General features: G+C 63.8%; 17 protein-coding genes. 8 read left to right on the top strand and 9 right to left on the bottom strand.

Annotation, left to right across the window (positions count from 1 at the left end; all coding sequences use genetic code 11):
• Positions 1 to 27: 27 nt before the first annotated feature.
• Both rpe and NKH83_RS08155 read right to left on the bottom strand, forming a co-directional pair.
• A complete protein-coding gene (gene rpe / locus NKH83_RS08160; RefSeq protein ID WP_352476900.1) occupies positions 28 to 705 on the bottom strand; it encodes a ribulose-phosphate 3-epimerase in 678 nt (225 codons plus the stop codon).
• A 160-nt stretch (positions 706 to 865) separates the two neighbouring features.
• Positions 866 to 1,057, bottom strand: coding sequence for a hypothetical protein (locus NKH83_RS08155; protein ID WP_352476899.1), 192 nt, complete (start codon positions 1,055 to 1,057; stop codon positions 866 to 868).
• Between the two features lie 411 nt (positions 1,058 to 1,468).
• Between NKH83_RS08155 and dnaK the strand changes: the two genes are divergently transcribed.
• The 3 genes from dnaK to pmtA all read left to right on the top strand — a co-directional run bounded on the left by dnaK (position 1,469) and on the right by pmtA (position 5,445).
• Positions 1,469 to 3,385 carry a molecular chaperone DnaK gene (gene dnaK / locus NKH83_RS08150; RefSeq protein WP_023679851.1) on the top strand — a complete coding sequence of 639 codons (1,917 nt, stop codon included), beginning with the start codon at positions 1,469 to 1,471 and terminating at the stop codon, positions 3,383 to 3,385.
• A 212-nt stretch (positions 3,386 to 3,597) separates the two neighbouring features.
• Entirely contained in the window at positions 3,598 to 4,734 is a 1,137-nt protein-coding gene (gene dnaJ / locus NKH83_RS08145) for a molecular chaperone DnaJ (RefSeq protein ID WP_254815727.1), read from the top strand.
• A gap of 111 nt (positions 4,735 to 4,845) precedes the next feature.
• Positions 4,846 to 5,445 (top strand): phospholipid N-methyltransferase PmtA, encoded by a 600-nt coding sequence (pmtA, locus tag NKH83_RS08140; protein WP_352476898.1) that lies wholly within the window; start codon positions 4,846 to 4,848, stop codon positions 5,443 to 5,445.
• Positions 5,446 to 5,471: 26 nt separating this feature from the next.
• Here the strand turns inward: pmtA and NKH83_RS08135 are convergent, their stop codons facing one another.
• The gene (locus tag NKH83_RS08135; RefSeq protein WP_502895554.1) at positions 5,472 to 6,467 is read right to left on the bottom strand and encodes an alpha/beta hydrolase; all 996 of its coding nucleotides are present in this window, start codon (positions 6,465 to 6,467) and stop codon (positions 5,472 to 5,474) included.
• A 129-nt stretch (positions 6,468 to 6,596) separates the two neighbouring features.
• Between NKH83_RS08135 and NKH83_RS08130 the strand changes: the two genes are divergently transcribed.
• Genes NKH83_RS08130 through NKH83_RS08120 form a run of 3 tightly spaced genes read left to right on the top strand, consistent with a single transcriptional unit; the run spans position 6,597 to position 8,218 of the window.
• Positions 6,597 to 7,193 carry an NADPH-dependent FMN reductase gene (locus NKH83_RS08130; RefSeq protein WP_352476896.1) on the top strand — a complete coding sequence of 199 codons (597 nt, stop codon included), beginning with the start codon at positions 6,597 to 6,599 and terminating at the stop codon, positions 7,191 to 7,193.
• Complete coding sequence (gene pyrF / locus NKH83_RS08125) at positions 7,190 to 7,903, top strand: orotidine-5'-phosphate decarboxylase (protein WP_254815723.1); 714 nt, start codon at positions 7,190 to 7,192, stop codon at positions 7,901 to 7,903. Before NKH83_RS08130 ends, pyrF begins: the two co-directional genes overlap by 4 nt.
• A gap of 27 nt (positions 7,904 to 7,930) precedes the next feature.
• Complete coding sequence (locus tag NKH83_RS08120) at positions 7,931 to 8,218, top strand: DUF1330 domain-containing protein (RefSeq protein ID WP_254815722.1); 288 nt, start codon at positions 7,931 to 7,933, stop codon at positions 8,216 to 8,218.
• On the opposite strand, the gene NKH83_RS08115 is transcribed toward NKH83_RS08120, so the two are convergent.
• The 6 genes from NKH83_RS08115 to NKH83_RS08090 form a co-directional block, all read right to left on the bottom strand.
• Complete coding sequence (locus tag NKH83_RS08115; protein ID WP_352476895.1) at positions 8,215 to 9,273, bottom strand: D-alanine--D-alanine ligase family protein; 1,059 nt, start codon at positions 9,271 to 9,273, stop codon at positions 8,215 to 8,217. The genes NKH83_RS08120 and NKH83_RS08115 overlap by 4 nt on opposite strands.
• 206 nt (positions 9,274 to 9,479) lie before the next feature.
• Positions 9,480 to 10,361, bottom strand: a complete 882-nt coding sequence (locus NKH83_RS08110; protein ID WP_352476893.1) for an SMP-30/gluconolactonase/LRE family protein — start codon at positions 10,359 to 10,361, stop codon at positions 9,480 to 9,482.
• The gene (locus NKH83_RS08105) at positions 10,361 to 10,999 is read right to left on the bottom strand and encodes a 2-dehydro-3-deoxy-6-phosphogalactonate aldolase (RefSeq protein ID WP_352476892.1); all 639 of its coding nucleotides are present in this window, start codon (positions 10,997 to 10,999) and stop codon (positions 10,361 to 10,363) included. The genes NKH83_RS08110 and NKH83_RS08105 overlap by 1 nt, the downstream gene beginning before the upstream one ends.
• Complete coding sequence (locus NKH83_RS08100) at positions 10,996 to 11,946, bottom strand: 2-dehydro-3-deoxygalactonokinase (protein ID WP_352477096.1); 951 nt, start codon at positions 11,944 to 11,946, stop codon at positions 10,996 to 10,998. Before NKH83_RS08100 ends, NKH83_RS08105 begins: the two co-directional genes overlap by 4 nt.
• Positions 11,946 to 12,713, bottom strand: coding sequence for an SDR family NAD(P)-dependent oxidoreductase (locus NKH83_RS08095; RefSeq protein ID WP_352476891.1), 768 nt, complete (start codon positions 12,711 to 12,713; stop codon positions 11,946 to 11,948). The genes NKH83_RS08100 and NKH83_RS08095 overlap by 1 nt, the downstream gene beginning before the upstream one ends.
• Positions 12,714 to 12,845: 132 nt before the next feature.
• The gene (locus NKH83_RS08090) at positions 12,846 to 14,648 is read right to left on the bottom strand and encodes a GtrA family protein (protein ID WP_352476890.1); all 1,803 of its coding nucleotides are present in this window, start codon (positions 14,646 to 14,648) and stop codon (positions 12,846 to 12,848) included.
• Between the two features lie 128 nt (positions 14,649 to 14,776).
• Between NKH83_RS08090 and NKH83_RS08085 the strand changes: the two genes are divergently transcribed.
• Together NKH83_RS08085 and NKH83_RS08080 are read left to right on the top strand one after the other, a co-directional pair.
• Positions 14,777 to 15,784 (top strand): glycosyltransferase, encoded by a 1,008-nt coding sequence (locus NKH83_RS08085; RefSeq protein WP_352476889.1) that lies wholly within the window; start codon positions 14,777 to 14,779, stop codon positions 15,782 to 15,784.
• A gap of 8 nt (positions 15,785 to 15,792) precedes the next feature.
• Complete coding sequence (locus NKH83_RS08080) at positions 15,793 to 16,167, top strand: GtrA family protein (RefSeq protein WP_254815715.1); 375 nt, start codon at positions 15,793 to 15,795, stop codon at positions 16,165 to 16,167.
• Positions 16,168 to 16,229 lie beyond the last annotated feature (62 nt).

Here is a 16,229-nt window from a genome sequence, read left to right as displayed (position 1 = left end):
CGGCTGACTCCGGCCGGACGGCGGCGGTCAGCCGGCCGCCTTGTCCGCCGCCGTCCTGATTGCCTCGATGTTTGCCCGGTAGGCTTCGACGCTGCCGCCCTTGAAGATGGCCGCACCGGCGACCAGCACGCTGGCGCCGGCGGCAGTGACCAGGGGCGCAGTTTCGGGCGAGATGCCGCCGTCGATCTCGATCCTGATCGGCCTGCGGCCGATCAGCGCCTTCACCCGCTTCACCTTGTCGACGATCGCCGGAATGAAGGCCTGGCCGCCGAACCCCGGATTGACCGTCATGATCAGGATCAGATCAAGCCGGTCAAGCACGTATTCGATCATCGTCTCCGGTGTCGCGGGGTTGAGTGACACACCGGCCTTCTTGCCAAGGTTTTTGATCGTTTGCAGCGACCGGTCGAGATGTGGCCCGGCTTCGGCGTGCACCGTGATGCCGTCGCAGCCGGCGTCGGCGAAGGCGGCCAGATAAGGATCGGCCGGGGCGATCATCAGATGGCAGTCGAAGAAGGCCTTGGTGCGGTTGCGGATCGCCTTGATCACCGGCGGCCCGAAGGTGATGTTCGGGACGAAATGCCCGTCCATGACGTCGAGGTGGATCCAGTCGGCGCCGGCGGCGGCCACCGCCTCGACCTCGTCGCCGAGCTTCGAGAAATCGGAAGCCAGCACCGATGGCGCAATCAGGGTTTTTTGAGCCATGTCCGCTTCCCGTTGTTGAGCCCGCCTTCGCCGTAATCATCTCGGCGCCGCTTGTCGACAGGAATCCGGCGTCCGCGCAGAAGGCGAGAAGCGGTGCGAGCCACTTCTCTTCTGGTGCAGACCTTTCCTCCAAGGCCTTTCCAGTGCACGGCCTTGGATTTCAGTTCGAATGGCGCCGCAGCCTGGCCGTCCGTGGCAGGAAGAGCTTGCGGTTGCCTTGTTTCACCTTCTGCAGATCGGGCTTCTTCAGCCCAGCGGCGAGCGCCAAGATCGACAATCCGCTGGCAGCCTGGATGGCGCGGCGCAAACGGCCGCCACGAGAGCGCACGAACGCCCCGTGGTCGCAAGACATGGATCTCCCCCCACAGGTCATGGGAAGGCGAAGGTCGCGCTGAGCTCCTGCTGTTCCATGAGACCATGGAGCCTCTGGATCTGTGGTCATGGGGCTTTCCTTTCCGGGGCCGCACCGTGCGGCACCTGAGCGTCTGTCGCGGGGCGAGGCGGAAAGGTTCATGGGCCGGGGCCGGGCCGGCTGGATCACCGCCGGAAAATACCGGCCTGCCGGTCCCGGATCCGATCAACCGCGATGAATGGTGAACGCCTTGCGCAGAATGCTTGCGCGCCACGCAGCCTGTTCTTATATACGCGCCAAGCCGTCCAGCGCCGAATGCCGGTTGCCGGAGCGGAATTTCTTGTGAACAGGGGCTTTCATCGGAACGCCTGTACGGGTCCTGAGAGCCTGCTTAGCGGAGAGATTAGAACAATGGCAAAAGTAATCGGTATCGATCTGGGAACAACCAACTCCTGTGTCGCCATCATGGATGGCAAGGAATCCAAGGTCATCGAGAATGCGGAAGGCGCCCGCACGACCCCTTCCATCGTCGCCATCAACAGCGACGGCGAGCGCCTCGTCGGCCAGCCGGCCAAGCGCCAGGCGGTCACCAATCCTGAAAACACCATTTTCGCGGTCAAGCGCCTGATCGGCCGCCGCTACGACGATCCGGTGACGGAGAAGGACAAGAAGCTTGTCCCCTACAAGATCGTCAAGGGCGACAATGGCGATGCCTGGGTCGAGGCCGGCGGCAAGAAGCAGTCGCCCAGCCAGATCTCGGCGATGATCCTGCAGAAGATGAAGGAAACGGCGGAGGCCTATCTCGGCGAGAAGGTCGAGAAGGCGGTCATCACCGTTCCGGCCTATTTCAACGACGCCCAGCGCCAGGCGACCAAGGATGCCGGCAAGATCGCCGGCCTCGAAGTGCTGCGCATCATCAACGAGCCGACGGCGGCCGCACTTGCCTATGGACTGGACAAGAAGGAAGGCAAGACGATTGCCGTCTATGACCTTGGCGGCGGCACGTTCGACATTTCGGTGCTCGAAATCGGTGACGGCGTGTTCGAGGTGAAGTCGACCAATGGCGACACCTTCCTCGGCGGCGAAGATTTCGACATGCGCCTGGTCGAATATCTGGCGGCCGAGTTCAAGAAGGAACAGGGCATCGACCTGCGGAACGACAAGCTCGCCCTGCAGCGCCTCAAGGAAGCGGCTGAAAAGGCCAAGATCGAGCTGTCGTCCACCACGCAGACCGAAATCAACCTGCCCTTCATCACCGCCGATGCCACCGGCCCCAAGCACCTGACGCTGAAGCTGACGCGGGCGAAGTTCGAGAGCCTGGTCGAGGATCTCGTCCAGCGCACGATCGATCCCTGCAAGGCGGCGCTCAAGGACGCCGGCCTCAAGGCCGGCGAAATCGACGAAGTCGTCCTGGTCGGCGGCATGACCCGCATGCCCAAGATCCAGGAGATCGTGAAGCAGTTCTTCGGCAAGGAGCCGCACAAGGGCGTCAACCCGGATGAAGTTGTTGCATTGGGCGCCGCCATCCAGGCCGGCGTGCTGCAGGGCGACGTCAAGGACGTGCTGTTGCTCGACGTGACGCCGCTGTCGCTCGGCATCGAGACGCTGGGCGGCGTGTTCACGCGGCTGATCGAACGCAACACGACGATCCCGACGAAGAAGAGCCAGGTGTTCTCCACGGCCGAGGATTCACAGTCGGCGGTGACCATCCGCGTCTTCCAGGGCGAGCGTGAAATGGCCGCCGACAACAAGGCGCTCGGCCAGTTCGATCTGGTCGGCATCCCGCCTGCGCCGCGCGGCGTGCCGCAGATCGAGGTCACCTTCGACATCGACGCCAACGGCATCGTCAACGTCTCGGCCAAGGACAAGGGCACCGGCAAGGAGCACCAGATCCGCATCCAGGCGTCTGGCGGCCTTTCGGACGCCGACATCGAGAAGATGGTCAAGGACGCCGAGGCCAATGCCGAAGCGGACAAGAAGCGGCGCGCGCTGGTCGAGGCCCGCAACCAGGCCGAGGCGCTGGTGCATTCTTCGGAGAAGTCGCTGAAGGAATATGGCGAGAAGGTTTCCGAGGCCGACCGCACGGCGATTGCCGATGCGATCGCGGCATTGAAGACCGCTGCCGAAGGCGACGATGTGACCGAGATCGAGGCCAAGACGCAGACGCTCGCCGAAGTCTCGATGAAACTCGGCCAGGCCATGTACGAGGCTTCGCAGAAGGAAGCCGCCGAGGCCGACGCCAAGGCTGATGCCGCCAAGGACAGCGACGTCGTCGATGCCGATTTCGAGGAAATCGACGAGGACGACGAGAAGAAGAAGTCGGCCTGAACCGCCTGACGGTACAGGTAAGCAAAAAGCCCGGCGCGCAGCCGGGCTTTTTTGCAACCCTTTGCCAGAAAAACGCGGAGCTCCCCGAAAAAATGCGGACAAAGCCTCGTAGACACTGGCATCGCGGCTCCATCACACCTAAATCGGAACAGCGTGCCGGCAAACGACGCAACGATGCTTCAAGACGTTGACTATCCGGACTGCGGGAAAACATGAAAGCTGATTTTTACGAAACGCTGGGCGTGCAAAAGGGCGCCGACGAGAAGGAGCTCAAGAGCGCTTTCCGCAAGTTGGCCATGCAGTTCCATCCCGACCGCAACCCAGGCGACCATGCCTGCGAGCACAAGTTCAAGGAAATCAACGAAGCCTACGAAACGCTGAAGGACCCGCAAAAGCGTGCCGCCTATGATCGCTTCGGCCACGCGGCCTTCGAGCACGGCGGCATGAATGGCGGGGCGCAGGGCTTTGGCGCGGGCGGCTTCGCCGACATTTTCGAAGACATTTTCGGCGACATGATGGGCGGGCGCCAGCGCCGCTCGTCCGGCGGCCGCGAGCGCGGCGCCGACCTGCGCTACAATATGGAAATCACGCTGGAGGAGGCATTTTCCGGCAAGACCGCGCAGATTCGCGTGCCGGCCTCGATCTCCTGCTCGGAATGCTCCGGCAGCGGCGCCAAGCCCGGCACCCAGCCCGTCACCTGCTCGATGTGCAACGGCCACGGCAAGGTGCGCGCCACGCAAGGCTTCTTCTCGATCGAGCGCACCTGCCCGCAATGCCAGGGGCGCGGCCAGACCATCAAGGATCCGTGCCCCAAATGCGCCGGCCAGGGCCGTGTCACCGAGGAGCGCTCGCTGTCGGTAAACATCCCTGCCGGCATCGAGGACGGCACCCGCATCCGGCTGGCCAATGAGGGCGAGGCCGGCCTACGCGGCGGCCCGTCCGGCGATCTCTACATCTTCCTCGCGGTCAAGCCGCACGAATTCTTCCAGCGCGACGGCGCCGATCTTTATTGCAAGGTGCCGATCTCGATGACAACGGCAGCGCTTGGCGGCTCGTTCGAGGTGACGACACTGGACGGTACCCAGACGAAGGTGAAGGTGCCGGAAGGCACCCAGAACGGTCGCCAGTTCCGCCTCAAGGGCAAGGGCATGCCGGTGCTGCGCCAGCCCAATATTGGCGACCTCTACATCCAGACCGTGGTTGAGACGCCGCAGAACCTTTCGCGCCGCCAGCGCGAATTGCTGGAAGAATTCGAGCAGCTTTCCTCAAAGGACAATTCGCCTCAGTCGAGCGGATTTTTCGCCCGCATGAAGGACTTTTTCGAAACGTTCGGCGAGCACCGAAGCTGATCCCTGGAAAACGCTTCCCGAGCGTCATCAACACCTTATCCGGGGATTCGCCTTGTCTTGCACCTCGTAGCTGTTAAGTAGCATGCGAGGGAGCGTTGAGGAGGACTTTCGATGACGCGTAGTCCCGGACTGCGAAAGACGCTGGCGGAAAAGTTCGACGACGAGTTGAAGTTCTTCAAGGGCTGGATCGACAAGCCGAAGGCGGTCGGTTCGATCGTCCCGACCAGTTCCGTCACCGCGCGCAAGATGGCCTCGATCGTCGATCCGAAATCCGGCTTGCCGGTGCTCGAGGTCGGGCCCGGCACAGGCGTCATCACGCGCGCCATCCTCGCCCAGGGCATAAAGCCTGAAAATCTCTACGCGGTCGAATATTCCACTGATTTCGTGCGCCATCTGCGTCAGCTTTATCCAGGCGTCAACGTCATCGAGGGCGACGCCTTCAATCTCGACGCGACGCTTGGCGACAAGCGCGACCTGATCTTCGATTCGGTGATATCGGGCGTGCCGCTGCTCAACTTTCCGGTCGCCCAGCGCATCGCCTATGTCGAGAGCCTGCTCGACCGTATCCCGGCGGGCCGGCCGATCGTGCAACTAACTTACGGGCCGCTGTCGCCGATCCCGCCCGGCCGCGGCGACTATACGGTCGAGCATTTCCATTTCGTCATCCGCAACATTCCGCCGACGCAGCTTTGGATCTATCGGCGCGGCTGAACGCATATCGGAGTTCCCGATGCCGGTCATTGCGGCTGGTTGGCCAATCGGTCCAGGAATGCCGTCAGCCTTTCGAACGCCTGCTCTCCCGCCTTGCCGTCGAGATCGAACTGATATTCATGCGGCAGGGCCGGACTGTAGTCGTCCGGAAAGAACAGCATGTCGACCGCAATGCCTTGCGCCGTGATCGCGCGCGCGATCAGACGCGACTGCGGCGCCAGCGGATCGGCATTGCCGACCGAGACGAATGCCGGCGGAAATTGCGGCGTCAGGTGCCTGTCGACTGAAAATTCGGCAATGCGCGGGTCGTCGTCCAGCCGCTTCACGCCGAGATACGACCACATGACGGTCCTGTTGAAGCCGGCGAAAGGCCCTTCGGGCGAGATCATCGCGGGATCGTAAATGCCGCAGAACAGTGCAACGCCTTTCAGTTGCGCGCGCTCTATGCCCGGATCGACGTCCATCATGGCGGCATAGGCGGGATTGCTGATCGTGGCAGCCAGTTGAGCGACGATCTGCGAGCCGGCGGAGTCGCCGGCGAGAAAAAGTCTGTTGCGATCGATGCGGTAGCGGCCGGCATTGCCGGAAAGAAAGGCAAGCGCCTTGTTGGCCTGGAGGACTGGCGTCGGATAGCGGGCGCCAGGGGCGATGGAATAGCCGACCGAGACAGTGACGTAGCCCCGCCCGGCCAGTATTTTCATATATGCCGAGATGTCGGCCTTGTTTCCGGCAACGAAGCCGCCGCCATGCACCCAGACCACCGTCGGCAACGCCTTTGCCTGAGCGTCCAAGGGAAAGAAGACGTCAAGGGTCTCGTCGGGGTCCTCGCCATAGCGCTCGTCGCGCAGTTCGCCGACATTGGCGGGCACGTGCTTTTCAAGCGCGCGGTTCTTTGCCACTGCATCCTTGTGAAAAGCGTAACGGATTAGAAGGACCGAAGGCCACGGGCTAAGGACGAAAGCGGCGTAGCCGACGGCAGCAGCCACCGCGAGAGCGACAAGACCATAGCCAACCCATTTCAATCCCACGAGGTCCCGCCCTATCCGCTGGCGCCGGTCGCCAAAGCGGCCAAGGCTAAATGCGTGCCGCAATCTCGGCTATTGATTCATCCCACGCATCGCCTATAGCTGCCGCCACAGCAAGGGATTGCGATGCCGATCGTCCCGAAAATTCTCGTCGTCGCCGGTTCGGTGCGCAGCGGTGCCTATAGCGGCAGGACTGCCGACGTGGCGCAGAAGGAACTTGCCATGCAGGGCGCGGAGGTGACCCGCATCTCGCTCGCCGACTATCCGTTGCCGATCCTCGACCAGGATCTGGAAAAGGACGAAGGCATTCCCGAAAACGCCGTCAGCCTCGGCCGGATGATCGCCGCCCATGACGGCCTGCTGATCGCGACGCCCGAATATAACGGCTCCATTCCGCCGCTGCTCAAGAACACCATCGACTGGGTGAGCCAACTGCGCAAGGATGGGGGCCGGACGTTCAGGCCGCTTGCCGGCAAGGTCGCCGGCCTGTGCTCGTCTTCCAGCGGACCCTTTGCAGGGATACGCTGCATCAACCATCTGCGCGCTGTGCTGGTGCGCTGCCGGATGGAGGTGGTAACACCGGAGTGTTCGGTGCCGGAGGGCGGTAGCGCCTTCGACGACGAAGGCAACTTCCGGGACGAAAGACTACGCCAATCGATGGAGCACCTATGCCGAACGCTGATCGAAACCTCGCGCATGCTGTCGACGCGGATCGAGGCATGATCCCGGACGCCGCGCGTGCCGACACAATTCAGGAAAGGCTGATCGTCGGCCTCGACCTGCCGACGCTGAGGGAAGCCGAGAAGGCGGTGCGCGAGCTCGACGGGATCGTCTCCTTCTACAAGATCGGCTACCAGCTCGCCTTTGCCGGCGGGCTCGACTTCGCCCGCGAGCTGGCCAGCGGCGGCACCAGGATCTTTCTCGACATGAAGCTGCTCGACATCGATAACACCGTTGCCAAGGGGGTCGACAACATCGTCAGGATGGGCATGAGCATGCTGACCATCCACGCCTATCCGAAGACGATGAAGGCGGCGGTCGAGGCTGCCAGGGGCAGCGACCTTTGCCTGCTCGGGGTTACCGTGCTGACCTCGATGGACGAGCAAGACGTGATCGACGCCGGCTATGAGTATGACCCGCATACGCTGGTGCTGAGGCGCTCCGAGCAGGCGCTGCATGCCGGCATGGGCGGCATCGTCTGTTCGGCCGAGGAAGCGGAGGCGGTACGCCGCATCGTCGGCCCCGATCTGGCGGTAGTGACGCCGGGAATCCGACCGAAGGGCAGCGACCATGGCGACCAGAAACGCGTGGTGACGCCGGCGCAGGCGATCCGCAACGGCTCCAGCCATCTCGTCGTTGGCCGGCCGATCGTCGGCGCCACCGACAGGCGGGCGGCGGCGGAAGCCATTCTCGATGAAATGCGCTCGGCCTGATGCCAGGAATTAACCCGGAGAAATACCATGCCCAAGGGATACTGGATCGCTCGCGTCGATGTGCGCGATGCGGAAGGCTACAAAGACTATGTCGCAGCCGCCAAGCTGGCCTTCGACCGCTTCGGCGCCAAGTTCCTGGCGCGCGGCGGCGCGCATGAGAAGGCAGAGGGACCGGGCCGCGACCGCAACGTGATCATCGAATTTCCGTCGCTTGCGGTGGCGCATGACTGCTACCACTCGCCCGAATACCAGCGCGCCGTCGCGATCCGCCAGAAGGTGGCCGATGGCGAAATCGTCCTGGTCGAGGGGATTTAGGCGCGAAGCCGGTTCGCCGCTGCCTCCGCCATCGCATCGGCGAGGCTCAGGCCCCATTGCTTGCGACAGTAATCGCGAAAATCGAAGCAAGGCAGGCCCGGGCAGACCTCGAACTCGATGACATGCACGCTGTCGTCGGCTTCGACCCGGAAGTCGATGGAAAAGACGTCCCGCAGGCCAAGCCCGACCATCAGGCTTTCGGCGATGCGACGGATTCTTGCATCGGCTCGAGGCTGGCTGGCGCCAACGGGAAGCAGCAACGGCTCGGCGTAATTTCCCGTGGCTTTGGCCGCTTCGCCGGTATTGCCGTAAAGCGCCAAGCTGTCCTGCATGGTTTGGAAATCGCCGCCCGAATCGACAAAGGCGACGCCGAGCGCCTCAATGCCGGTATCCGGCTTCAGGCCGAGAAAGCTGGCCCGCACATTGCGTCCGGGGACATAGGGCTGGACGACGACATCGTCGCGATAGGCGGCGAATACGCGCCGGCTAAGCTTTAGCGCGTGGCCGAGATCGTGACAGCGCGAATCCGGCCAGATGCCGATCTTGGCGCCGAGCCGGTTCGGCTTGACGAACCAGCCGGCCGGCGAGGCCGGCGGCGCGACCAGCCACGCACCGTCACGGGCAAGGCCCGCCTGCGGCACCGGCAGGCCAAGCGCGCCGAGCACGGCGCCGGACCGGAACTTGTCTTGGCAGAGCGCGAACAACGCATCGTCGGCGCCGATCGCGTCGAAGCCATTCAGCCGTGCCAGAGCCGGTGCCGCGCCGCCGCGGAAATAGGCAATGCCGTCGGTCAACGTCCAGACAAGCGAGGTCTTCGGAACTTCGCCGGCGAGAACGCTTGCGGCGTCGTCGAGCGCCACCGGCGCAAACGACAAGCCGCGCGTTTGGCAAGCGGCGGCAAGTGCGTCGAATTCAGCAGCGATGTCGGTCGATTGCGCCAGGTAGGAGGCGATTTCGGCGGCACGCTCCGGCACATGATTGTCGGTGACCAGCCGATCGAAACAGGCCTGTTCCGGCTCGTAGACAAGGATCAGCTTCGGCTTGCGGCTTGACATGACTGAACGATTTCCCGGCAGCACGATTGCTAGAGCAATTCCAGGAAAAGTGTGAAACGGTTTTCCGTCCGGAATTGCTTCAAACAAAGAGATAGAGCGGTTCAGCGTTCCCGCGAAACGATGAACCGTTCTAGCATCGCACGGCGAGCGCATTCGGCTTTCGCGGAATCGACGTCAGCCGGGTGCCCGCACGACAGCAACTGCTCTCAGGCAATCAACACGCGCGGCTCGAAGCGACCATTGACCGGAATGTCGAGCATAAACGTCATGCCGGCTTGCGGGTCGAGCAGGCGCTGCTTCTCGCTCTTGCCCGACCAGGCGGAGGTGACCGCGAGCCGGTCGGCATTCCCGCCGACAAAAGCCGGACAGGACGGTTGCGTGACCGGCATCGCCACCGAACGGACAAGTTTGCCGTCGGGCCCATAGGCTTCGACGACGCTGCCGCCCCAGCAGGCGTTCCACAATATGCCGTCGCGGTCGAGCACCGAACCATCGATATAGCCCTTGGCCGAACGGTGGTCGACGAAGACCTTCGGTTCGCCAACCGGCAGGCCGGTCGCCGGATCGCAGCCGACGCGCATCAACAGCCCGGTGCTGGTGTCGGTGTAATAGGCGATGGTCCCATCTTCGGAAAAGCAGATCGAATTGGGCACCGTGATATCCGCATAGAGCCGGCGCAGCTCGCCCTTGAAGAACCAGTAGATCGAACCGGCGGCCTTCTCCTCGCCCTTGCCCATGGTGCCGACCCAGAGGGCGCCGCAAGGGTGAACGCGTGAATCGTTCGAGCGGGTGAGCGGATTGTCGGCCTCGATCGGCGTGTGCAGCGTCAGCTTGCCGGTCGCGACGTCGCGGACATGCAGGCCGGTTTCCGTGGCGATCAGCTGACGCCGGTCGTCGATGACGGCAATCGCACTGGCCATCTGGTGGAGCTCGTGGATCTTGACCGCACCGCCGGACAAACGCTTTTCCAGGAGCTGGCCGTTGACGATGTCGAACCAGTAGAGCGTGTCGGTGGCGGGGTCATAGCTTGGTCCCTCGCCGAGTTGGCAGACGTGGTCGGAAAAAACCGAAACGATGGTCTCGCTCATCATGCCACTCCAAACGCCGCGTCCCAGGCCTGAACTGCGGCTTTCGCCCGTGCTGCCACTTCGTCGACGCTCATTCCCGGCTTGAACAGGCTGGAGCCAAGACCGAAGACGCTGACGCCGGCTGCCTTGTAGCCGGCAAAATCCTTGTCTGAAACGCCGCCGACGGCGCCGACCAGCACATTGGCCGGCAGCACCGCGCGCATCGCCGAAATGCCTGCCGCGCCAAGCACGCTCGCCGGGAAGAATTTCAGTGCCGAAGCACCGAGCCGGATGGCCTGGAATGCCTCGGTTGGCGTGAACACGCCGGGCATCGTCACCATACCGTACTGCATGGCAGGGCCCATGACCTCGGCATCGATATTGGGGCTGACCAGCAGCCGCCCGCCGGCTTTGTGCAGACCGTCGACATCGGCGGCGGTGAGCACCGTGCCGGCGCCGACCAGAGCTGTCGGAGGAAGCGCTTCGACAATGCTGGCGATGGAGGCAAAGGGCTCGGGCGAGTTGAGCGGCACCTCGATCGCTTCAATGCCGGCGCCGAAGATCGCCTGGCCGATCGCCACCGCCTCGCCTGGCTTCAGGCCGCGCAGGATCGCGACCAGACCCCGCTCGAGCTTTGGAAAAGGTGCGGTTTCGGTCATGCGACAACTCCATTTTTGGCGATCATGCCATTTTCGCGCGCGGCTTCGGCGAGGCCGGCACGCACCGCCTCGTCGGCGTCGACGGCCCTGAAAGCGAGCCCGGCAAGGCCGAGCGCCTCGGCATAGAGCGTGCCGAGTGCGCCCGACGCGATCAGCACGACGGGCACAGCGCTTGCTTCATAACGGCGATTTGCCGAAGCGATCTCGCCGCCGATCAGCAGGCCGGACAGGCAGGCTGCGGCACCTTCGGGCTTCAGGTCCTGCAGCAGGCTGGCGGCGCGGATCGAGAACAAACTTGAAACGACGTCACCGCCTTCGGCCAACGCCTTCAGGCACCAGTCCCGAAAAAACGGACTTTCGGCGGCAACCGGCTGCGGCGGCTCGCCCAGCGAATGGCGCAGGATCGAGTGCGCGGCGAGCACCGAAAACAGCTCGCCGGTCGGCCAGGTGCCGAACCCGGCAACGGAGCCGTCCTCGACCAGCACCCATTTCGAATGGGTGCCGGGCATGCAGACGAGGTGACGTCCCTTTGCCGGCAAACCGGCTCCGGCAAGCTGCGTTTCCTCACCGCGCATGACGTCAGGTGCATCGGCGAGGCGTTGGGCAAGGCCGGGCACGATGCGGATATCGCGGCGCTGGCCGGGGATGCGGGCAGCGTCGGCCAGGATAGCGCCGATTGGCGTGGGAACGCTGACATAGGGCGCCTCCAGCCAGCCCTGGCGCGAGCCGGCCATGCCGCAAATGATGACCGGCAGGTTTTCGGGTGCGCCCATGGCGGCCAGATGCCCTTCGAGAATGGACGAAAACCCTTTAGCCTGAGCGGTGATCAGTCCGTCATCGCCGCGCCGCTCGGCGAGAACGTCGCCGGTGCCGTCGAGCAGCCATACCCTCATGCGGGTGGTGCCCCAGTCGACGGCCGCGACGGAAGCTGCCTTGCTCGGTGAGATCACAGGAACCCCCCGTCGACGATCAGCATCTGCGCGGTCAGCATGCGTGAAGCATCCGACGCCAGGAACAGCACGGTGCCGACAATGTCTTCCGGCTGCATCACACGCTTGATGCACTGCTTGGCGACGTGGGCGGCGAGCGCCTCTTCGGTGACCCAGAGCTTTCTCTGCCGCTCGGTGATTACCCAGCCGGGCGCGATCGCGTTGACGCGAATGCCGTCGGCACCAAGCTTGCCGGCGAGACCCTTGGTGAGGCCGACGATGCCGGCCTTGGCGGCGGTATAGGCCGGCATATCGGGATGGTTAATGAGAAACGAGGTCGAGGTGAAATTGATTATCGAGCCGCCACCGGCCCGCTTCATGCCTGGCGCCACCGCCTGTGCGCTGAAGAAATGCGGGCGCAGGTTGATGGCATGGTTGTTGTCCCAGAACTCGACCGTGACGTCTTCGACGGCATGACGGTCATCCTGAGCGGCATTGTTGACCAGCACGGTCACGTCGCCATGCGCCTCGGCGGCTTTGGCGATTGATACCCGCAATGCCTCGATGTCGCGTATGTCGGTCTTGAGATAGAACGGCCGCCGGCCGAGCTCCTTGTCCAACCGATCGGCCAGCGCCAGGCTCGGACGGTCGGCGATATCGATAAAGGCGACCTTTGCCCCCTGGCGGACAAAACCTTCGGTCAAGGCAGCACCAATGCCGGAGCCGCCGCCGGTGATCAGCACCGAAGCGCCTTCGAGGTCGGCAAAGCGTGCCGATGGCATCATGAAATTCTCTCCCGGTCCAATGATCTCGGTCGGCCGGCGCGCATCCTATCCAGCCGTGTCGGGCGGGCAAGGGCGAAAGAGTGGATTGGCGCGACTTATGTCCGACAAAAGGCCGCACGCGCCGCCGATCGATCAGCCGCCCAGCCGGACGCGGTACAATTCGACGGCGGCTCCACTGGTCCCGGCAACCGGCGCAAGCCATTCCGGCACGCTGCCGCGCATCAGCCCGGCAAGAAAGCCTGCCGGCGCCTTGGCGGCGAGGAGCTTGCTTTCGGCGCTGCCGGGGCACAGCGCGACGAGGCCGACGTTATGATCCGCGACGACCGTCTTGGCATCGGCATCGGACCCAAGGAAGGCATCGAGCGCCAGCAGGTTGCCGGCGACATTGCGATGATAAGGCCCGGCGAAGACGCGATGTCCGGAATAGGCCAGGATAGGCGATCCGAGATTGGAAATTGCCAGCACGGTGGTGCCGGGCAGGCGGCCGAGCGCCGCAAAGGAGGCCTTGCGCTGGCAAGCGACATCGGTGCCGTCGCCATTATCCGCCGTGGTGTTGCTGTCTTCGAAGGCTACCGAGGTCGCCGCGGCAGCCCCAGTCCAGACCGCATTCACCGAAACCAGCCAGACGGCAGCCATGCGCAGCGCCACACCGCGCGACGCGCTGGCCTCGGCCCGTTGACGCCATTTGGCAATCCAGGCGGCAAGCGGAATGACGGCGAAGGCGATCGAGAATGTCGAACCGCGTACCTGCCAGGCGCTGACGATGAAGGCCACGACAAGCAGCGCGCCGACAAGGCTGTCCTGCCGCCGCCAGCCACCGCGGCCAAGGCGAAGCGCCATCAGCACGAGCGCAATGAGCGGCGTGGCATAGCGCGCCACCACCCCGGCCGGATCTTCAGCGAGCAGCTTGAACAGCGACTGCGCCTCGTCGATGTGATCAAGCCACAGCTCCTTGAGGCGCGGATCGAGGTTGGCGTAGGGCGCTGCCAGGCATTGTGGGAACAACAAGACGACGACAGCGCCCAATAGCATGGCGAGCAGGCCAAGTGAGGCGATGCGCCGTTGGCGCGTGCGGCCGGCCGGCTCGATCGACGCTATGGTTGCAAGGCCGGTTCCGGCAATCGCTGCGACGACGAACTGCACGGCCGAGAAGGCGTCGCATTGCGCCTGACCCCAAGCGGACCACGGAATGGTGACGACAAAAACGAGGGCGGAGATGCCGGCAAAGCCGAGGCCGAAATCCCTGGCGATCGACCTCTCGCCATTGACGTCGAGGGCAAACAGCATGGCGACATAGGCGCCGATGGTGGCAACGTATGGCGCGGTTTCCATACCGATGGCCAGCATCAGCCCGGCGCATAGGCCGGAGAGCAATGCCGCCGCCTTGCGCAATGGCGCTTCAAGCAACAAGCTCAGGCTGGCCATGCTCAGCATCAGCTGGATATTGTGGTGATCGAGCGCGCCAGGCGAAAAAATGCCGAGGAAATGCAGTGCGGCGGCGCCGACGACGACAGCCGGCAGCACAGCGCCGTGACCGGCAAAGCTGCGTGCGGCGCGGGCGGTGAAAAATACGGTCAGGCAGAAGAGCAGCGCCGGCCACAGCACTTGCGCGACATTCTCGGCAAGCGCCGCGCTGCCGGTCAGGGCCGATACGGCGATGATGATGGCGGCGATCGGCGCATCGACCAGCCGCGACCAATGCATGACGAAGCCGCCTTCCAGGCCCATCCTGTACTGGTGGAGATCGAACCAGCTTTGGCCGGCGAGCATGTCGCGAACTTCGACGAGGCGCAGCAGATTGTCGTTGTCGCCGCCGGCATTGGTCAGTGCCGGGAAGCCGGCAAAGGCATTGACGGCAAGTGCCAGCACCGTGGCAAGCAGCGCCAGCGCGATATCGGACCTCCAAATGGAGGCGCCATCGTCGGCTGTGCTCATATCAGGACCTTTGGAGGAATACGGGGCGGCTTAAACCTAGCCTTAACAGCTTCAATAAATAGTAAAGCCGCCCGAGCGAGGCCGGCGTTTGCGCGGTCAGGGGCCTCACGGGGCATCCGGAGACGAAAATGCCACAAGACGTGCGCCATGAGCCGAGCATCGCCGTGCTGCTGCCCTGCTACAATGAGGAGCTGACGATCGGCGAAGTGGTGCGGCGCTTTCGCGAAACGCTGCCTGCCGCCGCGATCTATGTCTACGACAACAATTCGCGCGACCTGACGGCGCTCCGAGCCCGCGCCGCCGGCGCCATCGTGGTGCGCGAGCCGCGCCAGGGCAAAGGCAATGTCGTGCGCCGCATGTTCGCCGACATCGAGGCCGACATCTACCTGATGGCCGACGGCGACGGCACCTATACGCCGGAGGACGCGCCGCAACTGATCAACACGCTGCTGACCGAGCGCTCCGACATGGTGGTGGGCACCAGGCGCGGCGTCACCGACGATGGCGGCAGGACCGGTCATGCCTTCGGCAACCGCATCTTCAACAGCCTCTACAAGCGGCTGTTCGGTTCCGACTTCACCGATATCTTCTCCGGCTACCGCGCCTTCACTCGGCGCTTCGTCAAGAGCTTTCCCGCGGTTTCCAGCGGCTTCGAGATCGAGACCGAAATGTCGGTGCACGCCTCGCAACTCAAACTGCCGGTCAGCGAGATCGGGCTCGACTATGGCCGACGGCCGGAAGGCTCCTCGTCGAAGCTATCGACCTTTCGCGACGGCGCGAAGATCCTGTGGATGTTCGCCATGCTGATGAAGGAGACGCAGCCGCTGCGTTTCTTCGGCGCTTTTTCGGTGTTCTTCCTGGCATCAAGCCTGTTTCTGATGGCGCCGGTGCTGATCGAGTTCGCCGAAACCGGGCTGGTGCCGCGCATGCCGACGTGGGTGCTGTCGGTCGGGCTGCTGCTGCTGTCGATGCTGGCGGCGGTGACCGGGGTAATCCTCGATTCGGTGTCGCGCGGCCGGGCCGAGCAGAAGCGCATCTTCTATCTGTCGATGCCTTCCGGCCGCATCGAACGCGAACGCGCAAGTGCGCTCGCGACTCTGAAGACCGGACCGCGCAAGACCCCGCGGGCGGCTTAGAGCCCTAAATGGGACGCCTCGCCCGCTTCATTGTCGCCGGCGGCATCGGCTTCGTCGCCGACGCGGCGGCGCTTTGGCTGGTGTTGGCGATAGCGCCGCTCGGACCCTTCGCGGCTCGCATCATCTCGATCGGTTTTGCCCTGTCCGTCACCTGGCTGATCAACCGCCATTTGACCTTCTCGCCTTCCAGCCGCGGCGTCGCGCAAGAGAGCGCACGCTATGGCGGCGTCGGCATTGCCACCAGCCTCGTCAATTATCTCGTCTATTGCGCCATGCTGTTCGCGCTGCCGATGGTGCCGCCGCTCGCCGCCCTTGCGGTCGCCTCACTGGTTGCCATGGCGCTGTCCTTCCTCGGCTATTCCAAGCTGGTCTTCGACCGCTGAAGGCACATCGCATTGGGGTCTGCGCCAAGCGAAGCGCAGCCTCATCATGACCTTGGCCGATT

The sequence above is a fragment of the Mesorhizobium sp. M0909 genome (assembly GCF_040319515.1).
Classification (GTDB): domain Bacteria; phylum Pseudomonadota; class Alphaproteobacteria; order Rhizobiales; family Rhizobiaceae; genus Mesorhizobium.
This window is presented reverse-complemented; position numbering and strand designations above follow the sequence as displayed.

Excerpts from the sequence above, each read along its gene's own strand:
- NKH83_RS08080 (WP_254815715.1), top strand. The coding sequence starts at position 15,793 with ATGGGACGCCTCGCCCGCTTCATTGTCGCCGGCGGCATCGGCTTCGTC.
- NKH83_RS08130 (WP_352476896.1), top strand. The coding sequence starts at position 6,597 with ATGCCGATCGTCCCGAAAATTCTCGTCGTCGCCGGTTCGGTGCGCAGC.
- pyrF (WP_254815723.1), top strand. The coding sequence starts at position 7,190 with ATGATCCCGGACGCCGCGCGTGCCGACACAATTCAGGAAAGGCTGATC.
- NKH83_RS08085 (WP_352476889.1), top strand. The coding sequence starts at position 14,777 with ATGCCACAAGACGTGCGCCATGAGCCGAGCATCGCCGTGCTGCTGCCC.
- NKH83_RS08095 (WP_352476891.1), bottom strand. The coding sequence starts at position 12,713 with ATGATGCCATCGGCACGCTTTGCCGACCTCGAAGGCGCTTCGGTGCTG.
- dnaK (WP_023679851.1), top strand. The coding sequence starts at position 1,469 with ATGGCAAAAGTAATCGGTATCGATCTGGGAACAACCAACTCCTGTGTC.
- NKH83_RS08110 (WP_352476893.1), bottom strand. The coding sequence starts at position 10,361 with ATGAGCGAGACCATCGTTTCGGTTTTTTCCGACCACGTCTGCCAACTC.
- NKH83_RS08120 (WP_254815722.1), top strand. The coding sequence starts at position 7,931 with ATGCCCAAGGGATACTGGATCGCTCGCGTCGATGTGCGCGATGCGGAA.
- NKH83_RS08115 (WP_352476895.1), bottom strand. The coding sequence starts at position 9,273 with ATGTCAAGCCGCAAGCCGAAGCTGATCCTTGTCTACGAGCCGGAACAG.
- NKH83_RS08155 (WP_352476899.1), bottom strand. The coding sequence starts at position 1,057 with ATGTCTTGCGACCACGGGGCGTTCGTGCGCTCTCGTGGCGGCCGTTTG.
- NKH83_RS08090 (WP_352476890.1), bottom strand. The coding sequence starts at position 14,648 with ATGAGCACAGCCGACGATGGCGCCTCCATTTGGAGGTCCGATATCGCG.
- dnaJ (WP_254815727.1), top strand. The coding sequence starts at position 3,598 with ATGAAAGCTGATTTTTACGAAACGCTGGGCGTGCAAAAGGGCGCCGAC.
- NKH83_RS08105 (WP_352476892.1), bottom strand. The coding sequence starts at position 10,999 with ATGACCGAAACCGCACCTTTTCCAAAGCTCGAGCGGGGTCTGGTCGCG.
- pmtA (WP_352476898.1), top strand. The coding sequence starts at position 4,846 with ATGACGCGTAGTCCCGGACTGCGAAAGACGCTGGCGGAAAAGTTCGAC.
- rpe (WP_352476900.1), bottom strand. The coding sequence starts at position 705 with ATGGCTCAAAAAACCCTGATTGCGCCATCGGTGCTGGCTTCCGATTTC.